Origin of the sequence: Pseudomonas gingeri, from assembly GCF_013386165.1 — a bacterium.
Lineage (GTDB): Bacteria > Pseudomonadota > Gammaproteobacteria > Pseudomonadales > Pseudomonadaceae > Aquipseudomonas > Aquipseudomonas gingeri_C.
In genome coordinates this window covers 113,476-139,604 of the sequence record NZ_JACAOS010000001.1, presented here as the reverse complement: position 1 = coordinate 139,604, position 26,129 = coordinate 113,476, and the positions used below count along the sequence as shown (strand labels likewise).

Sequence of the window (26,129 nt, the reverse complement as noted above, 5' to 3'; positions counted from 1 at the left end):
TTCAATGAGCTCCGTATTGGGCGCGCGGCGACGCCGAGGCACCTGACGCACGCGATCCTGAAGAGGTCGCCTGGCTGTACAGCAGGCGACTGGTACGTGGGTATTCGCCGTACTCGCTGATAAAGGCGAGCAACTCGACGTAGGTCTTGCTGCTCTGGTGCAACGCGGCTTCGCGCAAGGCCGGCGAGAGACGCGGGTCCTGCAGGGTCTGCAACAAGTGCTGGTGAATCGCGCACAGGTACTCGACGCTCTCTTCCGGCTGATTGAGCCGCAGGTGCAGGTCCGCCAGGTTGTGATGGGAAATCACACAGGCCGCCACCGCTTGCTCCGGGTCCGGCCAGCGCTCGAACAGCACCTGCGCCAGTGCCAGCGCTTGCAGGTAATACTCACGGGCATCGACCAGCTCACCGAGGTCAAAATAGCGGTTGGCCCTTTCGATCGTGCGTTTCCAATGTTCCATGACGAACCTCCAGGCAATGCAGTGGGTTAGAGTCCGCCGGCCGTGAGCTTTTCCGGATCCAGCAAGGTTTCCAGTTGGCTGCGCGACAGTTCGGTATGTTCAAGAGCGACATCGATGATCGGGCGCCCTTGCTGGTAAGCCTTCTTGGCGATTTCCGCAGCCTTCTGGTAACCGATGATCGGGTTGAGCGCCGTCACCAGGATCGGGTTGCGCGACAACGCTTCCTTGAGCTTGGCTTCGTTGACCTTGAAGCTGGCAATGGCCTTGTCCGCCAGCAGGCGGCTGGCGTTGGCCAGCAACTCGATGCTGCTCAGCAGGTTCTGGGCGATCAGTGGCAACATCACATTGAGCTCGAAATTACCCGACTGGCCGGCGACGGTGATCGCGCTGTCGTTGCCGATCACTTGGGCGGCGACCATCGCGGTGGCTTCCGGAATCACCGGGTTGACCTTGCCCGGCATGATCGACGAACCCGGTTGCAAGGCTTCCAGCTCGATCTCGCCCAGGCCGGCCAGGGGGCCGGAGTTCATCCAGCGCAGGTCGTTGGCGATTTTCATCAGTGACACTGCCGTGGCCTTGAGCTGGCCGGAAACCGAAACCGCCGTGTCCTGGGAGCCGATCAGGGCAAAAAGGTCTTTGCCCGGCGTGAACGGCACCCCGGTCAGAACACTCAACTGCCGACTGAAACCGGCCGCGAACTGCGGATGCGCATTGATCCCGGTGCCCACCGCGGTACCGCCCTGGGCCAGGGACTGCAGGCTCGGCAGCAGCCCTTGCAGGTGCTCGACATTGGCCTTGAGTTGCTGCGCCCAGCCGTTGAGCACCTGGCTCATGCGCACCGGCATGGCGTCCATCAGATGGGTGCGGCCGGTCTTGATAAACGGATGCACCTGTTCGGCCTTGGCCTCGGTAACCTGGATCAGATGCCGCAGCGCCGGCAACAGATGCTCATGCAACGCCAGGGCGGCACTGACATGGATGGTGGTAGGAATGATGTCGTTGCTGCTCTGCCCGCAATTGACGTGGTCATTCGGGTTGACCGGCTCGCCCAGCAGGCGGCTGGCGAGGGTCGCGATCACCTCGTTGGCGTTCATGTTGGAACTGGTGCCGGAACCGGTCTGGAAGATATCCACCGGAAAATGCAGCATGAAATCGCCTTCCAGCAAACCCTGGCAGGCATCCACAATGGCTTTGCCCTGGGCCGCACCCAATTGCTGCAACTCGACGTTGATCTGGGCCGCGGCGGCCTTGGCAAGGATCAAGGCGCGGATGAACTGGCGAGGCATGCGCTGCTGACTGATGGGGAAGTTATCCACCGCCCGCTGGGTTTGCGCGCCATACAAGGCCTCCATCGGGACCTGCAGTTCGCCCATGCTGTCGCGTTCGATACGGGTATTACTCATCGGGAAATCCTTGCACCAATTCGTTGAGGGGAATGGAAGGCAGCAGCGAACAGGTCGCCAGTTGCCAGGCAAAATTTTGCCAGCGCCGCTGGCGGCAGCCGCACAAGGCCTGTCGCTCGAGGTCACGCAACGGCCGCCAGGCCTGGTCCAGGCAGAGCCCGCGCCAATGCCAGGGCAAGGCAATATCGGTGGCGGTATCGAGCAGCAAACGGAAGGAGGTTTCAGCGATGGTCCAGGCCGGCATGGACGTGCAACAGGCCAGGTAACGGCCTTCGGCAAAGTAATGTTCGATCAGCCGGGGCTCATCCGGCGCCAGGCCACAACGGATCTGGCGGCTCATCCAGCGCCAGCTTTCCAGGTAGGGTTGCTCATGCAAGGCAGGACTCATGACCCAGGCTCATTCGATAATGAGATTTATTATTATATGATATTGAGAATCAAGACAAGCTTTGCGTCAGCCATAAAAAAAGCGTGTCACCCCATTGGATGACACGCTTTTTGGGTAACCGATACGCTGGATCAGCTACCGGCGACCGTCATCCGCTCGATCAGCACCGAACCCGTACGGATATTGCTACGCAGTTCAAGATCGCTGCCAACGGCGACGATCTGCTTGAACATGTCACGCATGTTGCCGGCAATGGTCACTTCCTGCACCGGGAACTGGATCTCACCGTTTTCCACCCAGAAACCCGCCGCGCCCCGGGAATAATCCCCGGTGACCATGTTCAAGCCATGGCCCATCAACTCGGTCACCAACAAGCCGCGGCCCATGCGTCGGATCAGTGCGTCCTGGTCTTCCACGCCATGGGTAACGAACAGGTTGTGCACGCCACCGGCGTTGGCCGTGCTCGGCAGACCCAGCTTGCGACCCGAATAGGTCCCCAGGATGTAGGAGACCAGGGTGCCATTTTCGACGAACGGCTTGGCATAGGTCGCCAGGCCATCGCCATCAAAGGCCGAACTGCCCATGGCCTGCATCAGGTGCGGACGCTCGTCGAGGGTCAACCACTCGGGGAACAGCCGCTCGCCCATCGCCCCTTCGAGGAACGACGACTTGCGGTACAGGTTGCCGCCGGAAATCGCTGAAAGGAAGCTGCCGAACAGACCACCGGCCAACTCCGCCGAGAACAGCACCGGCACTTCGCAGGTCGGCACCGGACGCGCGCCCAGACGGCTGGCCGCCCGTTGCGCGGCCTTGCGGCCAATACTCGCGGCATCCGCGAGCAATTCGCCCTGGCGGTTGACGTCATACCAGTAATCACGCTGCATCTGACCGTCGCCTTCGGCGATCATCACACAACTGAGGCTATGTCGGGTCGACGCCGAACCGCCGATAAAGCCGTGGCTGTTGCCGTAGATCCGACATCCCTGGGAAGTGCTCAGGGTGGTGCCGTCGGCATTCTTGATCCGGCTGTCGGCATCAAAAGCCGCCGCCTCGCAGATCAGCGCACGCTCGATGGCCTGTTCAGGCGTAATGTCCCAGGCATGGAACAGGTCGAAATCCTTGAGCTCCTTGGCCATCAGGGCGGCGTCGGCCAGGCCTGAGTGCTCGTCTTCCGAGGTGTGCTTGGCGATGGCCAGGGCCGCCGCCACGGTTTCACGGATGGCGTCGGGACCACTGGCCGAAGTGCTGGCCGAGCCTTTGCGCTGCCCTACATACAAGGTGATGCCGAAGCCCTGGTCACGGTTGAACTCGACGGTTTCCACTTCCCGCTGGCGTACCGAAGTCGACAGCCCCTGCTCCAGGGATACCGCCACTTCACAGGCACTGGCGCCCTGGCGTTTGGCTTCGGCGAGAATCTGCTCGACCTGCTCCTGCAGGACCGGCAACGCCTGCGGGCCGACGCTTTGTGCTGAACTCATGGCTTTCTCCAATCAAATTCTGCTTTCGGTCAAGGTCTTCGAGCGACCGGGCCGGACAAGCGGCCCCCGACTGGTTATCATGGCGGCGTTTCTTTGCGGACTGCCACCATGGTTGATTCTTACGACGACTCCCTCGATGGGGAGAAAAGCAAAACCCAGGTCAAACGCGAGCTGCATGCTCTGGTTGATCTCGGCGAGCGACTGACAACACTCAAGCCCGACTTGGTGGCAAAACTGCCACTGACCGACGGCTTGCGCCGTGCCCTGGCCGAAGCGCCGAAGCACACCGCGAATATCGCGCGTAAACGGCATATCCAGTTCATCGGCAGGCTGATGCGCGATCAGGACACTGACGCCATTCTGGTTCTGCTCGATCAACTCGACGCCTCCACCCGGCAATACAACGAACGTTTCCACAATCTCGAACGCTGGCGCGATCGCCTGATCGCAGGCGCCGACGATGTACTGGAAAAATTCGTCGCCGACTACCCGGACGCTGATCGCCAACAACTGCGTTCCCTGATCCGCCAGGCTCAACATGAGCTTGCGCAGAACAAGGCGCCGGCTTCCAGCCGTAAAATCTTCAAGTACATCCGTGAGCTGGACGACGCTCAACGCGGTCTGCGTTGATCTTCGCCCCGGGTGAGCCCCTCTGGGGGCTCATCCGACGCTCCACCTCTTCCTACGACCCCGTGCCACCCACGGTGATCGCGTCGATCTTCAAGGTCGGCTGACCGACACCCACCGGTACCGATTGCCCATCCTTGCCGCAGGTGCCCACGCCGCTGTCCAGCGCCAGGTCGTTACCGACCATCGACACCCGACTCATGGCTTCCGGACCGTTGCCGATCAGCGTCGCGCCCTTGACCGGTGCGGTGATCTTGCCGTCTTCGATCAGGTAGGCTTCGCTGGTGGAGAACACGAACTTGCCGCTGGTGATATCAACCTGGCCGCCACCGAGGTTGGCACAGTAGATACCGCGTTTCACCGAGGCGATGATTTCCGCCGGATCGCTTTCGCCGCCGAGCATGTAGGTGTTGGTCATGCGCGGCATCGGCAGGTGCGCGTAGGATTCACGACGACCGTTGCCGGTGCGCGCCACGCCCATCAGCCGGGCATTGAGCTTGTCCTGCATATAACCTTTGAGCACGCCGTTTTCGATCAGCGTGGTGCACTCGGTCGGCGTGCCTTCGTCGTCGACGCTCAGGGAACCACGACGGCCCGCCAGGGTGCCGTCATCGACGATGGTGCAGAGTTTCGACGCGACCATCTCGCCCATCCGCCCGCTGTAGGCCGAACTACCCTTGCGGTTGAAGTCGCCTTCCAGGCCGTGGCCGACTGCTTCGTGCAGCAGCACCCCGGACCAGCCGGAGCCGAGCACCACCGGCAAGGTGCCGGCTGGCGCGGGAATCGCTTCGAGGTTGACCAGCGCCTGGCGCAAGGCTTCACGGGCATAACCCATGGCCCGGTCTTCAGTGAGGAAATAACGATAGTCGGTACGCCCGCCGCCGCCGTGGCCGCCGCGTTCGCGACGACCGTTCTGCTCGACGATCACGCTGACATTGAAGCGCACCAGCGGCCGTACATCCGCCGCCAGGCCGCCATCGGTGGAGGCCACGAGAATCCGCTCCCAGACCCCGGCCATGCTCACCGAGACCTGCTGGATCCGCGGATCCAGGGCCCGGGTGGCGATGTCGACGCGCTTGAGCAGCTCGACTTTCTCGGCACGGCTCATGACGTCCAGCGGGTTGTCCGGCGCATACAACTGCGTCACTTGCGGACTGCTGAATACCTGCACCTTGCCATGCTGCCCGGCCCGGGAAATCGAGCGTGCGGCACGCGCCGCCGAGCCCAGGGCTTCGAGGGTGATCGCGTTGCTATAGGCAAAACCGGTTTTTTCACCGGACTGGGCGCGTACGCCGACACCCTGGTCAAGGTTGAAACTGCCTTCCTTGACGATGCCGTCTTCCAGGGCCCAGGACTCGGAGATCTGCCCCTGGAAATACAGGTCGGCGGCGTCGATGCCCGGCCCGGCCAGGTCGCCCAGCACCGCTTGCAGACTTTCAATGGTCACGCCACCCGGCGCCAACAGGTGTTCGCTGACTGAGGACAACAACTCGCTCATGGTTTTGCGCCTTAATTCGTCATTCCGATACAGGCCGCTGCGCGCCCTGCGAGAAAAAGCGCCGATGGCTCGCCACCGGCATCCGCGCCCGGATGGACGCCTGTTCATTACTGTCGCGTTCGGCCAGCAACACCGCTTCGCCTTGATCCTGTTCTGCGACGATACGCCCCCACGGGTCGACAATCGCCCCATGGCCGAAGGTTTCTCGCGGCCCCGGATGCACGCCGCCCTGGGCCGCCGCCAGCAGGTAACACTGGGTCTCGATGGCCCGGGCGCGAATCAGCACCTCCCAATGCGCGGCGCCGGTCACGGCGGTAAAGGCCGAGGGCGCGGTAATCAATTCGGCACCGGCCTTGCGCAATTCACTGTAGAGCTCGGGAAAGCGCAGGTCGTAACACACACTCAAACCCAGGCGCCCGACCGGGGTATCGGCCACCACCACCTGGCTGCCATAAGCATAGTCATCGGATTCGCGATAACGCCCGCGAGTGTCCGCCACATCCACATCGAACAAATGCAGCTTGTCGTAACGCGCCACTGTCTCGCCCTGCTCATCGATCAGCAGCGAGCAGGCATTGGCCTTGGCACGCGGTTGGTCGACGGGGGGTAACGGCAAGGTGCCCGCCACTATCCATAACTTGAGGTCGCGGGCGGCCTGTTTCAACCATGGCAGGATAGGTCCTTCACCCAGGGCTTCGGCGCGGCCGATTTCAGCGATGTCGCGACGGCCCATGGCGGCGAAGTTTTCCGGCAGCACGGCCAGCCGCGCCCCGCCTTCGGCCGCACGCTCCAGCAGCGCGCGCGCCTGGGCCAGGTTGGCCAGGACATCGCTCTGGCTGACCATTTGAATGACGGAAAAGGTCATGGCGCACTCCTTCAAAGACATGGCGCCATGCTACCCCATCTTCAGAGACATTGTTCATTGGCGCCGGTCCATGGGGAGCGATCACGTCCATGCACTACACTGACACCGGTAGTTAACGGCAATGCGCGATGACGCGGCCGTTATCCACTGTCAGGAGGCACTGCCATGTCAACGTTCCTTGAGCGAAAGCTTGCCCGCCGCTTTCGCACCTACGACCTCGATAACGATGGTTTTATCCAACGCGAAGACTTCGATCTCGGCATCACCCGACTCGCTGCGGCCTTCAACCACAGCCAGCAATCCCTGGCACTCAAGCGGCTACGCACGCTGAGCCTGAACCTGTGGACTCATCTGGAGGAGCTGGCCGATAGCGATGGCGATGGCCGAATCAGCGAAGCCGAGTACCGGCGCGCTTTTGCCACCGGGCTGCTGGAATCACCCGAAACGTTCCAGCAAAGCTACCGGCCCTATCTCGATGCGCTCATGGAGGTCATCGATACCGACCAGGATGGTCAGATCAGCCGAGACGAATACGTACGCTGGACCGGAGCCCTGATGAATCTTGCCGAGCCCGACGCGCGTGAAGCTTTTGCTCGCCTGGACACCAACTGCGATGGACTGATCGGACGCACGCAGCTACTCGATGCCATCCAGGCCTACTATTTCGATGACCGCCCGCGTTCGACTGGCACCTGGTTGCTCGGCCCCCTTGAGGCGGATTGAGCCGGTCACACCGGGCTCGCACCGCTTCAAGCTTTACTTCGATTTATCAAACGGCTTGTCGAAGGTGATCTTCGGTTCTTTCCAGGGGCCGGTGACGCTGTATTTGACGCTGGCGAAACGGGCCACACGGTCGCCGATCAGCTTGTCGATCAGGAACAGCGCGCCGCCGATGGCCGGCGCGCCGACGATCAAGGCGGCAATCGGCAGGTTGTTGGTCACCGGCAAGGTCACCAGCAACTTGGCATCGACCCGGTCGGCGACCATGTCGAGGGTGCCGTTGAGCTCCAGGTTGCTCGACGGGCCGGTCAGGGTGATCGGCTTGCGCGTCACATAGACGCCATCACTGGCCACCAGCAGGCCCTTGACCCGGTCGTAGCTCAGGCCTTTGCCCAGCAGGTCGGAAAAGTCCAGGCGCAGGCGACGGCCGATAGAGTTGAAGTTCAACAGGCCGAATACCCGCAGGGCCTGGGCACCGCCGTCGGCCTCGACGAACTGGCCCTTGTTCAGGGTCGCATCGAGACTGCCCGAGAAACGCTTGGGACCGACCCACGCCGGCGACCCTGGCCAACGGCCATCGACGTCAAGGTTGAATTCCTCACTGGTCACGGTCGGGGCATAACTCCAGGCCTTGAGCACGTCCGCCAGGTTCTTGCCTTCCAGGCGCCCGTTGAACCAGCTGCCGCTGCTGCCGGGAACCCCTTCCCAACCGCCGGAGCCACGCAGTTGCAGGCCCTTGAGACCAAGGTTGAGGTCATCAAGCTTGATCCCCTTGGGGGTCGGACGCGCCTTGAGCGACCAGGCCCCCACCAGGTCGTTGCCCTGGAACAGTTGCTCGATGCTCACGTCCACTGCCGGAATCTGCCGAGGATCGACCGAAGCCAAGGGGTCTGGCGCATTCTCATCCGCCACCACACTCGGGTCCGGCGCCGGCAAGCGAACATAGGCCAGCTTGACCCCAATCGGCACGCCCTTGGCATCCGGCAAGGTCACGCTGCCCTTGGCCTGCTGGCTGTCGATCTGCAAGCCCCAGGCATTGGCGCTGCGGGCCATCAGCAAACTCACCTGATCGAACTGGGTACCGAAAGCGCTGAGCTTGCCGACCTTGAAATCCGCGCGGCTGAGCAGCTGCTTGGCGCTGCCGCCCGGGTCCTGGCCGGCATAACGGTCGGCGACGGCTTTCCAGGGTTCCAGATCCAGTTCCGACAAGACCCCGCGAATCCGCAGGCCCTGGGTCGTCGGCAGTTGCGCATCACCCTCGCCGAGGAACAGTTCGCCACGGCCCTCGCCAAACTTGCCGCTCGGGGCGGCAAAGGTGAAGTTGGCCAGGGTGCCGTAATCGAACCAGTAACGCCGCTCGGCGCCTTGCAGGGTCATGCGGAACACGCTGTCACGGCCCTCGCTGGCCGGCATGCCGAACGGCGCCGGCAAATCGACGGCAACGCCCTTGAGGTTGGAGTTGATCATCAACTGGCTGTCGGGACCGTCCAGGTTCAGTTGCAACTGGTAAGGCAGGTCGCCGGACACCGGCAGCGGCTGGTTGACACCCAGCCAATCGCTGAGTTTCTTGATCGCCACCTGCCCCTTGGCCACGACCCGGGTATTGAGACTGCCCGGCTTGCCGTCGGCAAAAATCTGCGCGGTGATGGGCCGATCGAATGCCTGGGCACTGATGTTATCGGCGCTCAGGCCCTTGGCGCTGTCGAAGCGGAAACTGCCTTTGAGCTGGCTCAGTTCCAGGGCCGGATCAGGCAGTTTGAGCGTGGCCTTGTCGGTCTTGAAATCCACCAGGATCTTCGGCTCCTCGGCCTTGACCAGCGGTACATCGAGACTCACCTTGCCCGACAGGTCACCCGTGGCCTGCCAGCCGGCAAACGTCGCGCCCGTGCCGATCGGTGCTTCCTGGAGAATCTTCAGGCCGTCACCCAAGCCACCGGCAAAGTTGCCGTCGAGCAGCAAATGGCTGTGCTGCCCACTGGGCACATGGGGAATATTGACCACGATGTCGTGGACCTGGGTGTCGAGCAGTTGGCCTTCGCTGGCCTTGATCCGCACCCCGCTGTCCTCGATAAAGACATCGCCCTTGACCTTGCTGACATGGGGCCAGCCCGGCTGGAACGCCAGTTCGGCATCATGGACCTTGAAGAACAGGCTGATATTGCGCGCCGCGGCCGAGGCATCGTGGTTCAGCGAACCCTGGTACTGGAAGAACCCCTGGTCCACCGCGCCATGCAGGATCGAATTACGCAGCCATTCATCCAGCGCCGGGCTCAACACCGCCGGCAGGTATTTGGAGGTGAAGCGACCCTCACCATCCACCAGGCCGACCCGCAGGTCCATGTAGTCTTCGGTGCCCGGGGCAAAGTGCAGGCGGATCAGGAAGTCGGCGGCGATCTTGCCTTCTTCACCGAGCACCTTGATGTACGGCGCGATCAGGGTGAAACCTTCCGAGTCCAGGCGCCAGGTCAGGCGCGCATTGGCTTGCAGGTACTGCCAGGGGTTGTTGAAGATCGGGTACAGGTGCAGGGAGAAATCCTTGCTGTCCATACGCAACTCGCCCTGGCCGAGGTCGCCGCTGATGCTGCCGCTGACGTTACGCGCCGCCGGGGCGTCATGGTAGGCGTCGAAACCGACTCGCTCCAGGTTCGCGGCAAAACTGAGTTTTTGATCACCGCTGACCTGGGGCCGGTAATCCAGCAGCACGTTGCGCAGGACGCCGGTGACTTTCAGGTGGTCGATGGCGGTGGCCAGACCCTCGGGCAAGGGCGCCAGGGCATCAAGCAAGGGGGTGATCGGGGTCAGGTCGAGGCGGTCGGCCTGCAGGTGCCAGCGTTCCGGGTCCTTGTCGGTGGCGGCCAGTTGCTGCAACTGCACGTGGCTTTCCCAGCGGGTCTTCCCCAGGTTCATCGCCAGGGAGTTGAGTTGTACGTCAAAACCCTGTCCGGTGTGCTGGATATAGGCGTTGAGGGCCAGGTTATCGATACTTGCCGGCTGGCGCTGGGCATAAGCGCCCTGGAACTGTGGCGCATTGAGGCGGACCACGGCGCTCTGCACGGTGCCCTCGCCCCAGTTCAGCCAGAACTCACCACCGGCCTTGAGCGTGGCGATTTTCCATTGTCCGATCAGGCGGGCCGGCAACCAGCGCGCCCAGTCGCTCTGCGGCAAGCTCAGGTAGGCTTTTGCCGTGCCGTTGCGCCAGTCGCTGGCGTGCAGGCGGGTTTGCAGGTTCAGGGCCAGGGGCTGGCCGTCAGGCAAATTCAGGCGCAGGTCGAGGCGCTGGCGAGAAACCCCGCTTTGCAGGTTGAGACCGACGTAAGTCAGGGTCAGCGGTGACTCGCCGAAAGGCTGCAAGGTCAACTGGCTGTCGAGCACCGAAAGCTGCTTGACCATCTGCAGGCGGGTCAGCAACTGTCCGGGGTCCAGCGGCTGGTCACCCTGGACCGGCAAACCCTGGAGGGCCCAGTGGCCATCCTGGTCTTCTTTCAGGCTCAGTTGCAGGCCGTCCAGCTCAAGATGGGCAATCCGCACTTCGCGGGCCCGCAGGCTGGCCCAGAGGTCGGGAACCACCTGGACCTTGTCGAGCAACAGCGCCGAGGCGCCCTCGCCGACCCTCACATCATGGGCCAGCAACACCGGGGCCAGCCCGTGCCAGCGCCCTTCGAGGCTGCCGATGGACAGCGGCAGCCCCACGGCGGCCTGGGCCTTGCTTTCAATATCGGCGCGATACTCGGCCACCAGCGGCACCAGTTGCCGACCCAGGCTGACATACAACGCCAGCAGCACCAGCAATAACGCACAGAGGCCCATGCTCCAACGGGTCAGGCCGGCAACAAAGCGTGTCAGACGCTCCATGTCAGTGCCCCCTCAGGCAAGGTTCAATACACAGGTCGACGCAAGACCGCGATTGCAGGTTCTCAGTACAGGAAATCAGAGCAGCACCACGTCATATTGTTCCTGGGAATACATGGTCTCGACCTGGAAACGAATGGTGCGGCCAATAAAGCCTTCCAACTCGGCGACATTGCCGGACTCTTCGTCCAGCAAGCGGTCGACCACCTTCTGGTTGGCCAACACTCTATAACCTTCGGCCTGGTAGGCGCGGGCCTCACGCAAGATTTCACGAAAAATCTCGTAGCAAACCGTTTCCGGGGTCTTCAGCTTGCCGCGGCCCTGGCAACTGCTGCACGGCTCGCACAGCACCTGTTCGAGGCTTTCGCGGGTGCGCTTGCGGGTCATCTGCACCAGGCCCAATTCGGTGATGCCGATGATGTTGGTCTTGGCGTGATCGCGCTCCAGCTGTTTTTCCAGGGTCCGCAGGACCTGGCGCTGGTGCTCCTCGTCTTCCATGTCGATGAAGTCGATGATGATGATCCCGCCGAGGTTGCGCAGGCGCAGTTGCCGGGCAATCGCGGTGGCCGCTTCGAGGTTGGTCTTGAAGATGGTTTCTTCGAGGTTGCGATGACCGACGAAGGCCCCGGTGTTGACATCGATGGTGCTCATGGCCTCGGCCGGGTCGACCACCAGGTAGCCGCCGGACTTGAGTGGCACCTTGCGTTCCAGGGCCTTCTGGATCTCGTCCTCGACGCCATAGAGGTCGAAGATCGGCCGCTCGCCGGGGTAATGCTCCAGGCGATCGGCGATTTCCGGCATCAATTCGGCAACGAACTGTGTGGTCTTCTGGAAGGTTTCCCGCGAGTCGATGCGAATTTTCTCGATCTTCGGGCTGACCAGGTCGCGCAGGGTACGCAGGGCCAGGCCCAGGTCCTCATAGATCACGCTGGGGGCACCGATGGTCTTGATCTGCGCGCCGATCTGGTCCCAGAGACGCCGCAGGTAGCGGATGTCCATCATGATCTCGTCGGCACCGGCGCCCTCGGCCGCAGTGCGCAGGATAAAGCCGCCGGCCTCGGTGATACCTTCACGGGCCACGCAATCGCTGACCACCTGCTTGAGGCGCTCGCGCTCGGCTTCGTCCTCGATCTTCAGGGAAATGCCAACGTGGGCGGTACGCGGCATGTACACCAGGTAGCGGGAAGGGATCGACAGTTGTGTGGTCAGGCGTGCGCCCTTGGTGCCGATGGGGTCCTTGGTGACTTGCACCACCAGGCTCTGCCCTTCGTGCACCAGGGCGCTGATGCTTTCCACCGCCGGCCCTTCGCGCATGGAGATTTCCGAGGCGTGGATAAACGCCGCCCGGTCCAGGCCGATATCGACGAAGGCCGCCTGCATGCCCGGCAACACCCGCACCACCTTGCCCTTGTAGATATTGCCGACAATCCCGCGTTTCTGCGTACGCTCGACATGAACCTCTTGCAACACGCCGTTCTCTACCACCGCCACGCGCGATTCCATCGGCGTGATGTTGATCAGGATCTCTTCACTCATGGCTGGGTCTCGTTCAGGCGTTTTCACAATAAAATTGCCATATCGCGGGTGTGCGGCAATCAGCGCACGACAAGGTTTTGCCAACAGGGTATGCCGAAATGCCCGAGCAGTTCTGCGGTTTCGCACACGGGCAGGCCGACAACGGCGGAATAGCTGCCATTCAAGCTGACCACGAAGACTGCCGCCAGGCCTTGAATAGCATAGGCGCCCGCCTTGTCCCGTGGCTCGCCGCTGGACCAGTAGAGGTGGGCTTCCTGGGATTGTATTGCACGAAATTTCACCAAACTGCGCACCACTCGGGATTCGCAGCGCTCACCGTCGAGCACGGCAATGGCGGTCAGCACTTCGTGTTCGCGGTCGGACAAGGCCTGCAACATGGCCAAGGCATCGGCTTCATCCACTGGCTTGCCGAGAATTCGCCCGTCCAGGACTACCGCGGTGTCGGCCCCCAACACGCAGGTACCGGCCGCGGCCTGCCCGGCGCCGAGGCGAGCACGACCGGCAGCGGCCTTGCCACGCGCCAGACGCTCGACATAAGCCGGCGGGCTTTCATCGGGCAACGGGGTTTCGTCGATCTCGGCACTGATGACGCTGAACGACACGCCGATCTGTGTCAGCAGTTCACGTCGACGCGGTGAGCCGGAAGCCAGGTAGAGCGAGGTCATCGAGACATCTCCGTGTCAGGGCTCTGCAGCAGGATCGTCGCCCACCTGCAAATGGCAGGCGACTTCCCGTCAGTTGATTTTGAAACGGCGGCGTAACCCGCGCAGGCCGAAGCTGACCCAAGGCCAGAGCAACGCACTGACCAGGGCCGGCAGCACCAGCGCCAGGGTCGGTTGACGGTTGCCGGTCAAGGCGCTGAGCCAGAGTTGCACCAACTGCGCCAGGCCGAAGATCACCAGCAGCACCAGGCTCTGTTGCCACATCGGGAACATCCGCAGGCGTTGTTGCAGCGACAGCACGAGGAACGTGATCAGGGTCAGGATCAGCGCGTTCTGTCCCAGCAGGGTGCCGTAGAGCACATCTTCGGCCAGGCCCAGCAGGAACGCGGTAACCATGCCGATCTTGTGCGGCAGGTACAACGCCCAGAACGCCAGCAACAGCGCCAGCCACAGCGGACGCAGGATCTCCATGAACTGCGGCAATGGTGAAACGCTGAGCAACAGGCCGATGGCGAAGGTCAGCCAGACGATCCAGCCATTGCGGGAAAAGGTACCAGCCATTATTCCTCCGTCCGGGGGGCTGCCCGTGTCGCTGCCGGCGGTTTGCTGGCAGCGGGTTTGGCAGGGGGCTTGACGGCATGGGCCGCCGGCTTGGCCGGGGTTGCCGGTGCCGCGACCGGTGCAGCAGGTGCGGTCGGCTTGGCAGGCGTCGCGGGCGCCACTTTGGGCACGGTGGCCGGAACCACCGGCGCACCTTCACCACCCTGGCGATCGGCTTCCTGGGCCTGGGCGGCTTCGTTGGCACGCTCTTCCGGGGTGCGACCGTCACTGAACACCAGCAACAGGTAACGGCTGCGGTTCAACGCGGCGGTCGGCACGGCGCGGACAATGGCGAAAGGCTGGCCGGAATCGTGAATCACTTCCTTGACCGTCGCCACCGGGTAACCCGCCGGGAAACGCTGACCCAGGCCGGAGCTGACCAGCAGGTCGCCTTCCTTGATGTCGGCGGTGTCGGCGACGTGGCGCAACTCCAGACGCTCGGGATTGCCGGTACCGCTGGCAATCGCCCGCAGACCGTTGCGGTTGACCTGCACCGGAATGCTGTGGGTGGTGTCGGTAAGCAGCAGCACACGCGAGGTGTAAGGCATCAACTCGACCACCTGGCCCATCAGGCCACGGGCATCGAGCACCGGTTGACCGAGGACCACACCGTCACGCTCACCCTTGTTGATGATGATGCGATGGGTGAAGGGATTGGGGTCCATGCCGATCAGCTCGGCCACTTCGACCTTCTCGTTGACCAGCGCCGAGGAGTTGAGCAACTCGCGCAGGCGAACGTTCTGCTCGGTCAAGGCCGCAAGTTTTTGCAGGCGTCCTTGCAGCAGCAGGTTTTCGGTCTGGAGTTTTTCGTTTTCGGCGACCAGTTCGGTACGACTGCCGAACTGACTGGCCACGCCTTGCCACAAGCGTTGCGGCAGGTCGGTGATCCAGTACGACTCCATCAGCACCAGCGACATCTGGCTGCGCACCGGTTTGAGCAGCGTGAAACGGGCATCGACCACCATCAGCGCGACCGATAGCACGACCAGCACCAGCAAGCGCACGCCCAATGAGGGGCCTTTGGCAAAAAGCGGTTTAATAGGCCGCTCCTCCCAGGCAATGAGTCATTTTATTCATACGGCATCACACCGGCCTGGATGAAGATTGACAGAAGATAAACGCAACAGGCAGCACTGCAAAGTGCTGCCTGCGCGCGGAACAGCATAGAGCTTCTCAGCGAACTTACTCGCTGGAAAGCAGATCCATGGTGTGCTTATCCATCATTTCCAGGGCACGACCGCCGCCACGGGCGACACAGGTCAGCGGATCTTCGGCAACGATCACCGGCAGGCCGGTTTCCTGGGCCAGCAGCTTGTCGAGGTCACGCAGCAATGCGCCACCACCGGTCAGCACCAGGCCGCGCTCGGCGATGTCCGAAGCCAGCTCCGGAGGCGATTGCTCCAGGGCGCTTTTCACCGCCTGGACGATAGTCGCCAGGGACTCCTGCAGAGCTTCCAGCACTTCGTTGGAATTCAGGGTGAAGGCACGTGGCACGCCCTCGGCCAGGTTACGGCCGCGGACGTCGACTTCACGGACTTCGCCGCCCGGGTAGGCGGTACCGATTTCCTGCTTGATGCGCTCGGCGGTGGATTCACCGATCAGGCTGCCGTAGTTGCGACGCACGTAGGTGATGATCGCTTCGTCGAAGCGGTCGCCGCCGACACGGACGGATTCGGCATAGACCACGCCGTTCAGGGAGATCAGGGCGATTTCAGTGGTACCACCACCGATATCGACCACCATCGAACCGCGGGCTTCTTCCACCGGCAGGCCGGCACCGATAGCGGCGGCCATCGGCTCTTCGATCAGGAACACTTCACGGGCACCGGCACCAAGGGCCGATTCACGGATGGCACGACGCTCGACCTGGGTCGATTTGCACGGTACGCAGATCAGCACCCGAGGGCTGGGCTGCAGGAAGCTGTTTTCATGCACCTTGTTGATGAAGTACTGCAGCATCTTTTCGCAGACGCTGAAGTCGGCGATCACGCCGTCTTTCATCGGACGAATGGCAGCAATGTTGCCTGGCGTACGGCCGAGCATGCGCTTGGCCTCGGTGCCGACGGCGACGACGCTCTTCTGGTTGCCATGGGTGCGAATCGCAACAACCGATGGCTCATTCAGGACGATACCGCGCTCGCGCACGTAGATAAGGGTGTTGGCTGTGCCCAGGTCGATGGAGAGATCGCTGGAAAACATGCCACGCAGTTTCTTGAACATTGGAAAGGGACCCTGGGCAACGCGTGGGTAAAAAAGTGCGGCAGACTCTAACAACGACGGGGATTTTGGGCAAGGCGCCAATATGTTAAATTAGGCGTTTTTCCGAGCACCATCCCATACAATCGCGGCCATGTGACCGTAAAAATGCGGTAGTGTTCCGACAATCGTAAGTCGCGCCCGCACTTATTGACACTCTTTATTGTGTCTTGCCTAACCGAACGGGCTCCTTCCGTCCGGTTTTCCACTGGAGATCCCCATGGCGCTTGAACGCTCCGACGTGGAAAAAATCGCTCACCTGGCCCGCCTGGGCCTGGTCGAAGCCGATCTTCCACGCACCACCGAGGCCCTGAACAGCATTCTGGGCCTGGTCGACCTGATGCAGGCTGTCGATACCCGCGGTATCGAACCCCTCGCCCACCCTCTGGAAGCGAATCAGCGCCTGCGCGCCGACGCCGTGACCGAGCGAAATCACCGCGAGGCTTATCAGTCCATCGCGCCAGCGGTCGAAAACGGCCTGTACCTGGTTCCGAAAGTCATCGACTAAAGGGAAAGAGCCTGCAATGCATCAGATGACCCTGGCCGAGATCGCCCGTGGCCTCGCCGACAAGAAATTCTCCTCCGAAGAGCTGACCCGGACCCTGCTGGCGCGTGTCGCCCAGCTCGACCCGCAGCTCAACAGTTTTATCAGCCTTACCGAGGACCTGGCCCTGAGCCAGGCCAAAGCTGCCGACGTGCGGCGTGCCGCCGGCGAGAACGGCGCCCTGCTGGGCGCGCCGATCGCCCACAAGGACCTGTTCTGCACCCAGGGTGTGCGCACCAGTTGCGGCTCGAAGATGCTCGACAACTTCAAGGCCCCCTACGACGCCACCGTGGTCGCCAAGCTCGCGGCCGCCGGCACCGTGACCCTGGGCAAGACCAACATGGACGAATTCGCCATGGGCTCGGGTAACGAATCGAGCTATTACGGCCCAGCGAAAAACCCGTGGAACCTGGAACACGTCCCGGGCGGCTCGTCCGGCGGTTCGGCGGCGGCAGTTGCCGCACGCCTGCTGCCGGCGGCCACCGGCACCGACACCGGCGGTTCGATCCGCCAGCCGGCGGCGCTGACCAACCTCACCGGACTGAAACCGACCTACGGCCGTGTTTCGCGCTGGGGCATGATCGCCTACGCCTCCAGCCTCGACCAGGCTGGCCCGCTGGCACGCACCGCCGAAGACTGCGCCCTGCTGCTGCAAGGCATGGCCGGCTTCGACCCACAGGACTCCACCAGCATCGACGAGCCGGTCCCGGATTACTCCGCCAGCCTGGGCACCTCGATCCAGGGCCTGCGCATCGGCGTGCCGAAGGAATACTTCGGTGCCGGCCTCGACCCACGTATCGCCGAACTGATCCAGGCCAGCATCAAGGAGCTTGAAAAACTCGGCGCGATCATCAAGGAAATCAGCCTGCCGAACATGCAGCACGCGATTCCCGCTTACTACGTGATCGCCCCGGCGGAAGCCTCGTCGAACCTGTCGCGTTTTGATGGCGTGCGTTTCGGCTATCGCTGCGAAAACCCGGTAGACCTCACCGACCTGTACAAGCGTTCCCGTGGCGAAGGCTTCGGTGCGGAAGTCCAGCGCCGTATCCTGGTTGGTGCCTACGCGCTGTCGGCCGGCTACTACGACGCCTACTACCTGCAGGCGCAGAAGATCCGTCGCCTGATCAAGAACGACTTCATGGCGGCCTTCAACGACGTCGACGTCATCCTCGGCCCGACCACGCCAAACCCGGCGTGGAAGATCGGCGCCAAGAGCAGCGACCCGGTCGCGGCCTACCTGGAAGACGTCTACACCATCACCGCCAACCTTGCGGGCCTGCCGGGCCTGTCGATGCCGGCCGGTTTCGTCGACGGCCTGCCGGTAGGCGTTCAACTGCTGGCCCCGTATTTCCAGGAAGGCCGTCTGCTCAACGTTGCGCACCAGTATCAGTTGAACACCGACTGGCACACCCGCACACCTGAAGGCTTCTGAGGAGAAACACATGCAATGGGAAGTCGTGATCGGGCTGGAGATTCATACCCAGCTCGCCACCCAATCGAAGATTTTCTCCGGTAGTGCCACCACCTTCGGTTCCGAACCGAACACCCAGGCGAGCCTGGTTGACCTGGGCATGCCCGGTGTCCTGCCGGTGCTGAACCAGGAAGCGGTACGCATGGCGGTGAAGTTCGGCCTCGCCATCGACGCCGAGATCGGCCAACACAACGTGTTCGCCCGCAAGAACTACTTCTACCCGGACCTGCCCAAGGGCTACCAGATCAGCCAGATGGAACTGCCGATCGTCGGTAAGGGCCACCTGGACATCACCCTCGAAGACGGTACGGTCAAGCGCGTCGGGATTACCCGTGCGCACCTGGAAGAAGACGCCGGCAAGAGCCTGCATGAAGAGTTCAACGGTTTCACCGGCGTCGACCTGAACCGTGCCGGCACCCCGCTGCTGGAAATCGTTTCCGAACCGGACATGCGCAGCGCCAAGGAAGCCGTGGCCTACGTCAAGGCGATCCACGCGCTGGTGCGTTACCTGGGCATCTGCGACGGCAACATGGCCGAAGGCTCGCTGCGTTGCGACTGCAACGTCTCGGTGCGGCCCAAGGGCCAGGTCGAGTTCGGCACCCGCTGCGAGATCAAGAACGTCAACTCGTTCCGCTTTATCGAGAAGGCGATCAACACCGAGATCCAGCGCCAGATCGAGCTGATCGAAGACGGCGGCAAGGTCATCCAGCAGACCCGCCTGTACGATCCGAACAAGGACGAAACCCGCGCCATGCGCAGCAAGGAGGAAGCCAACGACTACCGTTACTTCCCCGATCCCGACCTACTGCCGGTGGTGATCGAGGATGCCTTCCTCGATGAAGTCCGTGCACAGTTGCCGGAACTGCCACCGCAGAAACGCGAGCGCTTCCAGGAGCAGTTCGGGCTTTCGGTCTATGATGCCAGCGTACTGGCCTCGAGCCGTGAGCAGGCGGACTACTTCGAAAAAGTCGTGAGCATCGGTGGCGACGCCAAGCTGGCGGCCAACTGGGTCATGGTTGAGCTGGGCAGCCTGCTGAACAAGCTGGGCGTGGACATCGACCAGGCTCCGGTCAGCGCCGAGCAACTGGGCGGTATGTTGCTGCGAATCAAGGACAACACCATCTCCGGCAAGATCGCCAAGATGGTTTTCGAAGCCATGGCCAACGGCGAAGGCAGCGCGGACGAAGTGATCGAGACCCGTGGCTTGAAGCAGGTCACGGACAGCGGCGCCATCGAGAAGGTCCTGGACGAAGTGCTGGCGGCCAACGCCGAGCAGGTCGAACAGTATCGGGCGTCGGATGAAGCCAAGCGCGGCAAGATGTTCGGCTTCTTTGTCGGCCAGGCAATGAAGGCCTCGAAGGGCAAGGCCAACCCGCAGCAAGTCAACGAACTGCTGAAAAGCAAGCTCGAAGGCTGATCGCAACTGCCAAGGCGGTCACGCCCCTCCCAGTGGGAGCCGGCTTGCTGGCGATGAACGATAACGCGGTGCACCCGAAACACCGCGTTGTTCCTGCGAATCGCCAGCAAGCCGGCTCCTACAGGGGTTTGGCCGCTACCTTTTACAGTGGGGACTCAAGATGAAGCGTCTGCTCGCCGCCCTTGCCCTCCTCAGCCTCCTGGCTGGCTGCGCCACCCACGACATCGACCCGCGCGGCTACGACGAAACCGGCATGGCTTCGTATTACGGCGCTCAACACCAGGGCAAACGCACCGCCAGCGGCGAACCCTTCGACCCGCACGCAATGACTGCGGCCCATCGCCAACTGCCCTTCGGCACCCGGGTGAAAGTCACCAACCTGGCCAACGACAAATCGGTCATAGTACGCATCAATGATCGCGGCCCGCACACCCGTGGGCGGCTGATCGATCTTTCACGCGAAGCGGCCGCCCAACTGGGCATGCTGCAAAACGGCACCGCCCGCGTACGCATCCAAAGCCTCGACGACTGACCGCTGGAGCCCCCGCCATTTTCGGATTGACCACCCTTCCCTGGCTAAGCCTGATGCAACTGAGCGGCGGCCTCTTGCTGTTGATCCTCGGCGCCGAACTGCTGGTGCGCGCCGCCGTGCGCCTGGCCGCGAGCCTCGGCGTGCGGCCGCTGCTGATCGGCCTCACCGTCGTCGCCTTCGGCAGCAGCGCGCCACAGTTGGCGGTCAGCGTGCAGGCGGCTGCGGCCGAGAACGCCGATATCGCGGTAGGCAGCGTGATCGGCGGCAATATCTTCAATACCCTGGTCACCCTGGGTTTCTCGGCGCTGATCATCCCGTTGCGGGTCTCGCGCCAGCTGATCCGCCTGGACATCCCACTGATGATCCTCGCCAGCCTGCTGGTGTTCGGCCTGGCGTTCAAAGAAGAACTGGGGCGCCTCGACGGCCTGGTGATGCTGATCGCCTTTGCGTTGTACCTCGGCCTGCTGCTGCGCCAGTCCCGGCACCATGGCCATGCCTCGCCACACACCCCCGTTGCCCTGCGCAAACCCGCCCCCTGGCTGAGCAGCCTGGCCTGGATGGTCCTCGGCCTGGGCCTGCTGGTGATCGCCGGGCACCTGCTGCTGGACGCCGCCGTGGACGTGGCCACCGAGCTGGGCCTGTCGGAACGCATCATCGGCCTGACCGTGGTCGCGGTCGGCACCTCATTGCCGCAACTGGCCACCTCACTGATCGCCGCGGTACGTGGCCAACGGGATATTGCCGTGGGTAATGTGATCGGCGGCAACCTGTTCAACCTGCTGGGCGTACTCGGCGTCACCGCACTGATCGCCCCGGCGCCGCTGTCCGTGTCGCCCAACGCCCTGGCCTTCGACCTGCCGGTGATGCTCGGGGTGGCGCTGCTGTGCTGGCCGGTGTTCTATTCCGGCTACCGCATCACCCGCGCCGAGGGCCTGTTGTTCCTGGGTTTGTACCTGGCCTACGGCCTGCACGTGGTGTGGTTCACCACCGGTATGCCGATGGCGGACAAACTGGAACGCCTGATGCTGTTTTTCATCCTGCCGGCGCTCTGTGGGTTCCTGCTGTTCAGTACATTCAGGGCCTGGCGTCGCCAACATTCATAGGAGCTGCTGCAATGACCGATCAGAAGAAAGCCGGTGTCGAGATGCGTCGTCAGGTCATGGGCGATGTGTTCGTCGACCGCGCCCTGGGTAATGCCACCGAATTCAGCCAACCGTTGCAGGACTTCGTCAACGAACACGCCTGGGGCAGCGTCTGGACCCGCGAAGGATTGCCGTTGAAAACCCGCAGCCTGATCACCCTCGCCGCCCTGACCGCGCTCAAGTGTCCGCAGGAACTCAAAGGCCACGTGCGCGGCGCCTTGAACAATGGCTGCACGGTGGAAGAGATTCGCGAGGCGCTGCTGCATTGCGCGGTGTATGCCGGCGTGCCAGCCGCCATCGACGCCTTCCGTGCGGCGCAGGAAGTCATCGACGCCTACCAGAAAGCCGACTGACGCCCCGCCCGCCCCACACCGTAGGAGCGAGCTTGCTCGCGATGAGGCCCTCAAGCCTTGCAGCGTCCTGCCGGACGCCATCGCCAGCAAGCCGGCTCCTACAGGTTTTGGGCTCGTCGATCATGTGCGGCGAAACACGGACTTGCTCGCGATAACAGGGGCTCAGCGGATTCGGGATCCGTCAGATCCAGCCGCCCCACTGCAACACGAAGATCCCGATATTGGTGGTGATCGCCGCCATCAGGGTGGTGATCACGATAATCGCCGCCGCCAGTTCGTGGTTGCCATTGGCCGAACGGGCCATGACATAGCTGGCCGCCGCCGTCGGGCTGCCGAAGTAAAGGAACAGGATCCCCAACTCCGCCCCACGAAAGCCGCAGAGCCAGGCGCCCAGGGTGGCGATGATCGGCATGCCGACCATTTTCACCAGGCTGGCACTCAAGGCCATGTCGCCGCTTTTGCGCAAGGCCGCCAGGGACAAGGTGCCACCGATGCAGATCAGCGCCAGCGGCAAGGTCATCTGCGCCAGGTAATTACCGGAAGTTTCCAGCCAGCCGGGCAGGCTTATCTGCCAGTACGCAAAGGGCGCCGCCGCAATCACGCTGATAATCAGCGGGTTGCTCAGCACACTCTTGAAGATGCTCCAGGGATCGGACTTGATCACCGGGCTGTAGACCGCCAGGACAATGGTCGACAAGGTGTTGTAGAAGAGAATGACCAGCGCCGCGAGAATCGCCCCGAGGGAAATCCCGTAGGCGCCGTACATGCTCGCGGCCAGCGCCAGGCCGATGACCCCGTTGTTACCGCGAAAGGCGCCCTGGGTATAGATCCCGCGATCCTCCAGCGGACAACGCCAGATCGCCCAGCCCCAGGCCACGGCAAACCCCGCCAGCGTGGCCACGCTGAAGTACGCCAGGACCTTGGGCTGCAAGGCGGCATGCAGGTCGGCGTGCAGTATCCCGAGAAACAACAGTGCCGGCATGGTGACGTTGAACACCAATGCCGAGGCCGTGTGGATAAAGTTGTCGTTGATCCAACCGATGCGCTTGAGCACCACACCGAGGAACAGCATGGCAAACACCGGCGCGGTAATGGTCAGCGTCGCGAGAAAGATGGCCAGCATGTCGAGCCCCCGTTGGCGATCAAGCGAACTGCGCGCGCATCCAGGCCTGGTAGTCGGCCACCTCGGCATCGCCTTCGCGCGGTGCCCAGTCGGCCAGCTCGCCCTCACCCACCGGGCGATACGGGCCGGCCTTGCATTCGAACATCACGGTGTCGGCTTCCAGCACCACCAGGCCATGGAACACGCCGGCCGGCAGGTCCACCGCCGGGCATTCACCACCCGCCTGCAGGACACGGCTGATCACCACCTGCCCGGCTTCATCAAAGACCAACAGGCCGAGACTGCCCTTGAGCACCAGCAAGGTTTCCGCCTTGTCCGCACTCAAATGCCGATGGGGCGGAACATAAGTACCCAACTGCAGGCCAACGGCCAGGCGATGGCAAGGCTCATCCATCTGGTGAAAATTGTGGTGGGTACGCCCACGCGGACTCGCCGCCGACTTTTCGGCCAGGTCGGCGAACAAGGCCTGATCAAGAAAGCTGGGCGTGCCCATTCCTTACATCCCCTTGACGGCGTAGATACCGGCGGCGTTGCGCCAGTAACCTTTGTAATCCATACCGTAGCCGAAGATGTAGCGATCGATGCACGGCAGGCCGACGTAGTCCGCCTTGAGGTCCGGGCGGGCCTTGCGGTCGTGATCCTTGTCGATCAGCACGGCGGTGTGCACGCGGCGTGCGCCGGCGTGTTTGCAGAAATCGATGATTGCGCCCAGGGTATGCCCTTCGTCGAGGATGTCATCGATGATCAGCACATCGCGGTCGATGAACGACACTTCCGGCTTGGCTTTCCAGAACAGCTCGCCGCCGCTGGTTTCGTTGCGATAGCGGGTCGCGTGCAGGTACGAGGCTTCCAGCGGGAAGTTCAGGTGGGTCATCAGCTTGCCGCAGAAGATCAGACCGCCGTTCATGACGCAAAACACCACCGGGTTGCTCTCGGCCAGTTCGGCGTTGATCTGCGCGCCGACACGGGCGATGGCCGCTTCGACTTCGTCGTTGCTGTACAGGCAGTCGGCTTCGCGCATGACTTGACGGATATGCTCGAGATCAGCGGACATGGCGTTCTCCAATGGGGGCTTGTGCAAGAAAAGCGGGCAAAGGTACGCACCCGGCGCGACCAGATCAAGGGTTTCTGGACTAACGTACTGCTGGTCTATAGGACAACAACCGCGGATAGATTAATCTAAGCCGTTTTTTGCCCGCCGTCGGAGCCTATTCCCATGCCCATCCGTGAGATCCGCCACCCGCTGATCCGCCACAAGCTCGGCCTGATGCGCCGCGCTGACATTAGCACGAAGAACTTCCGTGAGCTCGCTCAGGAAGTCGGAGCGTTGCTGACCTACGAGGCGACCAAGGACCTGCCCCTGGAAACCTACGATATCGAGGGCTGGTGCGGCACTGTCCAGGTCGAGAAGATCGCTGGCAAGAAGATTACCGTGGTGCCGATCCTGCGCGCCGGCATCGGCATGCTCGAAGGTGTACTCAGCCTGATCCCGGGCGCCAAGGTCAGCGCCGTGGGCGTGGCCCGCAACGAGGAAACCCTCGAAGCCCACACCTACCTGGAAAAACTGGTCCCGGAAATCGACGAACGCCTGGCGATGATCATCGACCCGATGCTCGCCACCGGCGGTTCGATGGTCGCGACCATCGACCTGCTGAAGAAAGCCGGCTGCAAGGACATCCGCGCGATGGTCCTGGTGGCGGCACCGGAAGGTATCGCCGCCGTCGAGAAAGCGCACCCGGACGTCACCATCTACACCGCGTCCATCGACGAGAAGCTCAACGAACACGGCTACATCATTCCGGGCCTGGGCGATGCCGGTGACAAGATCTTCGGCACCAAACAGAAGGACGGCTGATATGCAGGATGAGTTCAACGACCCGCTCTGGCGCACGGTGCTGTCGGGCGCGCAAATGCTCTTCGTGGCCTTTGGCGCCCTGGTGTTGATGCCGCTGATTACCGGCCTCGACCCGAACGTCGCGCTGTTCACCGCGGGCCTGGGGACTCTCCTGTTCCAAGTGGTCACCGGGCGTCAGGTGCCGGTGTTCCTGGCCTCGAGCTTTGCCTTTATCACCCCGATCATTCTCGCCAAGGGCCAGTTCGGCCTCGCGGCGACCATGGGCGGGGTGATGGCGGCCGGTTTCGTCTACACCTTCCTGGGCCTGGCGGTGAAGATCAAGGGCACCGGTTTTATCGACCGGCTGCTGCCGCCGGTGGTGATCGGGCCGGTGATTATCTCCATCGGCCTGGCCATGGCGCCGATTGCCGCGAACATGGCGATGGGCAAGGCCGGTGATGGTTCCGAGCTGATTCACTATCAGACCGCCATGCTGATCTCCATGCCGGCGCTGCTGACCACCCTGATCGTGGCCGTGTTCGGCAAGGGCATTTTCCGCCTGGTGCCGATCATCTCCGGGGTCCTCGTAGGGTTTGCCATGTCGTTCTATTTCGGCGTGGTCGACACGGCGAAGATCGCCGCCGCCCCCTGGTTCGCCCTGCCGCATTTCACCGCGCCGGAGTTCAACTGGCAGGCGATCCTGTTCATTGTCCCGGTGGCGCTGGCGCCGGCCATCGAGCATATCGGCGGGGTGATCGCGGTGGGTAGCGTGACCGGTCGCGATTACCTGAAGAAGCCGGGGTTGCATCGCACCTTGCTGGGTGACGGTATCGCCACCACGGCGGCCGGCCTGTTCGGTGGCCCGCCCAACACCACTTATGCCGAAGTGACCGGCGCGGTGATGCTGACCAAGAACTACAACCCGAAAATCATGACCTGGGCGGCGGTTTTCGCCATCAGCCTGGCGTTTATAGGCAAGTTCGGCGCGCTGTTGCAGAGCATTCCGGTGCCGGTGATGGGCGGGATTCTGTGCCTGCTGTTCGGCTCGATTGCCGCGGTGGGGATGAACACCCTGATCCGCCACAAGATCGACCTGGGCGAGGCGCGCAACCTGGTGATCGTCTCGGTGACCCTGGTGTTCGGCATCGGCGGTGTGCTGGTGGGCACCGGTACCGGGCCGGATGACTTCGGGCTCAAGGGCATCGCGCTGTGCGCCGTTGTGGCGATTGCGTTGAACCTGTTGTTGCCGGGTAATGACGGCTGGAAGAACAAGAAGGCCGACGAGCCGTTGTTGTAAGGCTGGTCGGTAATGTAGGAACCGACTTGCTGGCGATGACGGTGGTGAATCCAACATCGCCATCGCTGGCAAGC

At 62.7% G+C, this 26,129-nt stretch carries 25 protein-coding genes; 10 read left to right on the top strand and 15 right to left on the bottom strand.

Annotated features, from left to right (window positions below; all coding sequences use genetic code 11):
- Window position 1: 1 nt before the first annotated feature.
- The 4 genes from HX866_RS00605 to pmbA all read right to left on the bottom strand — a co-directional run bounded on the left by HX866_RS00605 (window position 2) and on the right by pmbA (window position 3,729).
- A complete protein-coding gene (locus tag HX866_RS00605; protein WP_177093210.1) occupies window positions 2–460 on the bottom strand; it encodes a tetratricopeptide repeat protein in 459 nt (152 codons plus the stop codon).
- A 26-nt stretch (window positions 461–486) separates the two neighbouring features.
- Window positions 487–1,863, bottom strand: coding sequence for a class II fumarate hydratase (locus tag HX866_RS00600; protein WP_177093211.1), 1,377 nt, complete (start codon window positions 1,861–1,863; stop codon window positions 487–489).
- Window positions 1,856–2,251: a FagA protein gene (locus tag HX866_RS00595; protein ID WP_177093212.1), complete on the bottom strand. Its 396-nt coding sequence runs from the start codon at window positions 2,249–2,251 to the stop codon at window positions 1,856–1,858. The genes HX866_RS00600 and HX866_RS00595 overlap by 8 nt, the downstream gene beginning before the upstream one ends.
- Window positions 2,252–2,382: 131 nt before the next feature.
- The gene (gene pmbA, locus HX866_RS00590; protein WP_177093213.1) at window positions 2,383–3,729 is read right to left on the bottom strand and encodes a metalloprotease PmbA; all 1,347 of its coding nucleotides are present in this window, start codon (window positions 3,727–3,729) and stop codon (window positions 2,383–2,385) included.
- Between the two features lie 108 nt (window positions 3,730–3,837).
- Here pmbA and yjgA point away from each other — a divergent pair, with 108 nt between their 5' ends.
- Window positions 3,838–4,359, top strand: coding sequence for a ribosome biogenesis factor YjgA (yjgA, locus tag HX866_RS00585; protein ID WP_103496431.1), 522 nt, complete (start codon window positions 3,838–3,840; stop codon window positions 4,357–4,359).
- A 52-nt stretch (window positions 4,360–4,411) separates the two neighbouring features.
- On the opposite strand, the gene tldD is transcribed toward yjgA, so the two are convergent.
- Both tldD and HX866_RS00575 read right to left on the bottom strand, forming a co-directional pair.
- Window positions 4,412–5,854 (bottom strand): metalloprotease TldD, encoded by a 1,443-nt coding sequence (gene tldD, locus HX866_RS00580; protein ID WP_177093214.1) that lies wholly within the window; start codon window positions 5,852–5,854, stop codon window positions 4,412–4,414.
- A gap of 19 nt (window positions 5,855–5,873) precedes the next feature.
- Window positions 5,874–6,719, bottom strand: coding sequence for a carbon-nitrogen hydrolase family protein (locus HX866_RS00575; protein WP_177093215.1), 846 nt, complete (start codon window positions 6,717–6,719; stop codon window positions 5,874–5,876).
- A gap of 165 nt (window positions 6,720–6,884) precedes the next feature.
- Between HX866_RS00575 and HX866_RS00570 the strand changes: the two genes are divergently transcribed.
- Window positions 6,885–7,442 carry an EF-hand domain-containing protein gene (locus HX866_RS00570; RefSeq protein WP_177137731.1) on the top strand — a complete coding sequence of 186 codons (558 nt, stop codon included), beginning with the start codon at window positions 6,885–6,887 and terminating at the stop codon, window positions 7,440–7,442.
- A gap of 33 nt (window positions 7,443–7,475) precedes the next feature.
- On the opposite strand, the gene HX866_RS00565 is transcribed toward HX866_RS00570, so the two are convergent.
- The 6 genes from HX866_RS00565 to mreB form a co-directional block, all read right to left on the bottom strand.
- Window positions 7,476–11,291, bottom strand: coding sequence for a YhdP family protein (locus HX866_RS00565; RefSeq protein ID WP_177137730.1), 3,816 nt, complete (start codon window positions 11,289–11,291; stop codon window positions 7,476–7,478).
- Window positions 11,292–11,366: 75 nt separating this feature from the next.
- Window positions 11,367–12,824 carry a ribonuclease G gene (rng, locus tag HX866_RS00560; protein WP_103496434.1) on the bottom strand — a complete coding sequence of 486 codons (1,458 nt, stop codon included), beginning with the start codon at window positions 12,822–12,824 and terminating at the stop codon, window positions 11,367–11,369.
- Between the two features lie 59 nt (window positions 12,825–12,883).
- On the bottom strand, window positions 12,884–13,489 hold the full coding sequence (locus HX866_RS00555) for a Maf family protein (protein WP_177093218.1): 606 nt from the start codon (window positions 13,487–13,489) through the stop codon (window positions 12,884–12,886).
- A 69-nt stretch (window positions 13,490–13,558) separates the two neighbouring features.
- Window positions 13,559–14,047: a rod shape-determining protein MreD gene (mreD, locus tag HX866_RS00550; protein ID WP_177093219.1), complete on the bottom strand. Its 489-nt coding sequence runs from the start codon at window positions 14,045–14,047 to the stop codon at window positions 13,559–13,561.
- Window positions 14,047–15,126, bottom strand: a complete 1,080-nt coding sequence (gene mreC, locus HX866_RS00545) for a rod shape-determining protein MreC (protein ID WP_177093372.1) — start codon at window positions 15,124–15,126, stop codon at window positions 14,047–14,049. Before mreC ends, mreD begins: the two co-directional genes overlap by 1 nt.
- Before the next feature lie 142 nt (window positions 15,127–15,268).
- The gene (gene mreB, locus HX866_RS00540; RefSeq protein WP_002555108.1) at window positions 15,269–16,306 is read right to left on the bottom strand and encodes a rod shape-determining protein MreB; all 1,038 of its coding nucleotides are present in this window, start codon (window positions 16,304–16,306) and stop codon (window positions 15,269–15,271) included.
- 256 nt (window positions 16,307–16,562) lie between these two features.
- Here mreB and gatC point away from each other — a divergent pair, with 256 nt between their 5' ends.
- From gatC to HX866_RS00510, 6 genes are all read left to right on the top strand, one after another.
- A complete protein-coding gene (gene gatC / locus HX866_RS00535; RefSeq protein WP_100942263.1) occupies window positions 16,563–16,850 on the top strand; it encodes an Asp-tRNA(Asn)/Glu-tRNA(Gln) amidotransferase subunit GatC in 288 nt (95 codons plus the stop codon).
- A gap of 16 nt (window positions 16,851–16,866) precedes the next feature.
- A complete protein-coding gene (gene gatA, locus HX866_RS00530; protein ID WP_177093220.1) occupies window positions 16,867–18,318 on the top strand; it encodes an Asp-tRNA(Asn)/Glu-tRNA(Gln) amidotransferase subunit GatA in 1,452 nt (483 codons plus the stop codon).
- A gap of 10 nt (window positions 18,319–18,328) precedes the next feature.
- Window positions 18,329–19,774, top strand: coding sequence for an Asp-tRNA(Asn)/Glu-tRNA(Gln) amidotransferase subunit GatB (gene gatB / locus HX866_RS00525; RefSeq protein ID WP_177137729.1), 1,446 nt, complete (start codon window positions 18,329–18,331; stop codon window positions 19,772–19,774).
- 160 nt (window positions 19,775–19,934) lie between these two features.
- Window positions 19,935–20,306: a septal ring lytic transglycosylase RlpA family protein gene (locus HX866_RS00520; protein WP_177093222.1), complete on the top strand. Its 372-nt coding sequence runs from the start codon at window positions 19,935–19,937 to the stop codon at window positions 20,304–20,306.
- Window positions 20,307–20,359: 53 nt separating this feature from the next.
- On the top strand, window positions 20,360–21,409 hold the full coding sequence (locus HX866_RS00515; RefSeq protein WP_371318808.1) for a calcium/sodium antiporter: 1,050 nt from the start codon (window positions 20,360–20,362) through the stop codon (window positions 21,407–21,409).
- An 11-nt stretch (window positions 21,410–21,420) separates the two neighbouring features.
- Window positions 21,421–21,801: a carboxymuconolactone decarboxylase family protein gene (locus tag HX866_RS00510; protein WP_177093223.1), complete on the top strand. Its 381-nt coding sequence runs from the start codon at window positions 21,421–21,423 to the stop codon at window positions 21,799–21,801.
- Between the two features lie 181 nt (window positions 21,802–21,982).
- Here the strand turns inward: HX866_RS00510 and HX866_RS00505 are convergent, their stop codons facing one another.
- The 3 genes from HX866_RS00505 to HX866_RS00495 are packed head-to-tail and all read right to left on the bottom strand — an operon-like array spanning window position 21,983 to window position 23,978.
- Window positions 21,983–22,924, bottom strand: a complete 942-nt coding sequence (locus HX866_RS00505; RefSeq protein WP_177126045.1) for an AEC family transporter — start codon at window positions 22,922–22,924, stop codon at window positions 21,983–21,985.
- A gap of 19 nt (window positions 22,925–22,943) precedes the next feature.
- On the bottom strand, window positions 22,944–23,417 hold the full coding sequence (locus tag HX866_RS00500) for a WbuC family cupin fold metalloprotein (protein ID WP_177126044.1): 474 nt from the start codon (window positions 23,415–23,417) through the stop codon (window positions 22,944–22,946).
- Window positions 23,418–23,420: 3 nt separating this feature from the next.
- Window positions 23,421–23,978 (bottom strand): hypoxanthine-guanine phosphoribosyltransferase, encoded by a 558-nt coding sequence (locus tag HX866_RS00495; RefSeq protein ID WP_177093226.1) that lies wholly within the window; start codon window positions 23,976–23,978, stop codon window positions 23,421–23,423.
- A gap of 162 nt (window positions 23,979–24,140) precedes the next feature.
- Here HX866_RS00495 and upp point away from each other — a divergent pair, with 162 nt between their 5' ends.
- Both upp and HX866_RS00485 read left to right on the top strand, forming a co-directional pair.
- A complete protein-coding gene (gene upp, locus HX866_RS00490; RefSeq protein WP_103496444.1) occupies window positions 24,141–24,779 on the top strand; it encodes a uracil phosphoribosyltransferase in 639 nt (212 codons plus the stop codon).
- A 1-nt stretch (window position 24,780) separates the two neighbouring features.
- The gene (locus tag HX866_RS00485; protein WP_177093227.1) at window positions 24,781–26,055 is read left to right on the top strand and encodes a uracil-xanthine permease family protein; all 1,275 of its coding nucleotides are present in this window, start codon (window positions 24,781–24,783) and stop codon (window positions 26,053–26,055) included.
- Window positions 26,056–26,129 lie beyond the last annotated feature (74 nt).

Coding starts and splice junctions, on each gene's coding strand:
- HX866_RS00595 (WP_177093212.1), bottom strand. CDS start 2,251: ATGAGTCCTGCCTTGCATGAGCAACCCTACCTGGAAAGCTGGCGCTGG.
- gatC (WP_100942263.1), top strand. CDS start 16,563: ATGGCGCTTGAACGCTCCGACGTGGAAAAAATCGCTCACCTGGCCCGC.
- HX866_RS00565 (WP_177137730.1), bottom strand. CDS start 11,291: ATGGAGCGTCTGACACGCTTTGTTGCCGGCCTGACCCGTTGGAGCATG.
- HX866_RS00485 (WP_177093227.1), top strand. CDS start 24,781: ATGCAGGATGAGTTCAACGACCCGCTCTGGCGCACGGTGCTGTCGGGC.
- upp (WP_103496444.1), top strand. CDS start 24,141: ATGCCCATCCGTGAGATCCGCCACCCGCTGATCCGCCACAAGCTCGGC.
- HX866_RS00605 (WP_177093210.1), bottom strand. CDS start 460: ATGGAACATTGGAAACGCACGATCGAAAGGGCCAACCGCTATTTTGAC.
- HX866_RS00500 (WP_177126044.1), bottom strand. CDS start 23,417: ATGGGCACGCCCAGCTTTCTTGATCAGGCCTTGTTCGCCGACCTGGCC.
- yjgA (WP_103496431.1), top strand. CDS start 3,838: ATGGTTGATTCTTACGACGACTCCCTCGATGGGGAGAAAAGCAAAACC.
- HX866_RS00570 (WP_177137731.1), top strand. CDS start 6,885: ATGTCAACGTTCCTTGAGCGAAAGCTTGCCCGCCGCTTTCGCACCTAC.
- HX866_RS00600 (WP_177093211.1), bottom strand. CDS start 1,863: ATGAGTAATACCCGTATCGAACGCGACAGCATGGGCGAACTGCAGGTC.
- pmbA (WP_177093213.1), bottom strand. CDS start 3,729: ATGAGTTCAGCACAAAGCGTCGGCCCGCAGGCGTTGCCGGTCCTGCAG.
- HX866_RS00505 (WP_177126045.1), bottom strand. CDS start 22,924: ATGCTGGCCATCTTTCTCGCGACGCTGACCATTACCGCGCCGGTGTTT.
- rng (WP_103496434.1), bottom strand. CDS start 12,824: ATGAGTGAAGAGATCCTGATCAACATCACGCCGATGGAATCGCGCGTG.
- gatA (WP_177093220.1), top strand. CDS start 16,867: ATGCATCAGATGACCCTGGCCGAGATCGCCCGTGGCCTCGCCGACAAG.
- HX866_RS00510 (WP_177093223.1), top strand. CDS start 21,421: ATGACCGATCAGAAGAAAGCCGGTGTCGAGATGCGTCGTCAGGTCATG.
- mreD (WP_177093219.1), bottom strand. CDS start 14,047: ATGGCTGGTACCTTTTCCCGCAATGGCTGGATCGTCTGGCTGACCTTC.
- HX866_RS00495 (WP_177093226.1), bottom strand. CDS start 23,978: ATGTCCGCTGATCTCGAGCATATCCGTCAAGTCATGCGCGAAGCCGAC.
- tldD (WP_177093214.1), bottom strand. CDS start 5,854: ATGAGCGAGTTGTTGTCCTCAGTCAGCGAACACCTGTTGGCGCCGGGT.
- mreB (WP_002555108.1), bottom strand. CDS start 16,306: ATGTTCAAGAAACTGCGTGGCATGTTTTCCAGCGATCTCTCCATCGAC.
- HX866_RS00555 (WP_177093218.1), bottom strand. CDS start 13,489: ATGACCTCGCTCTACCTGGCTTCCGGCTCACCGCGTCGACGTGAACTG.
- gatB (WP_177137729.1), top strand. CDS start 18,329: ATGCAATGGGAAGTCGTGATCGGGCTGGAGATTCATACCCAGCTCGCC.
- HX866_RS00520 (WP_177093222.1), top strand. CDS start 19,935: ATGAAGCGTCTGCTCGCCGCCCTTGCCCTCCTCAGCCTCCTGGCTGGC.
- HX866_RS00515 (WP_371318808.1), top strand. CDS start 20,360: ATGCAACTGAGCGGCGGCCTCTTGCTGTTGATCCTCGGCGCCGAACTG.
- HX866_RS00575 (WP_177093215.1), bottom strand. CDS start 6,719: ATGACCTTTTCCGTCATTCAAATGGTCAGCCAGAGCGATGTCCTGGCC.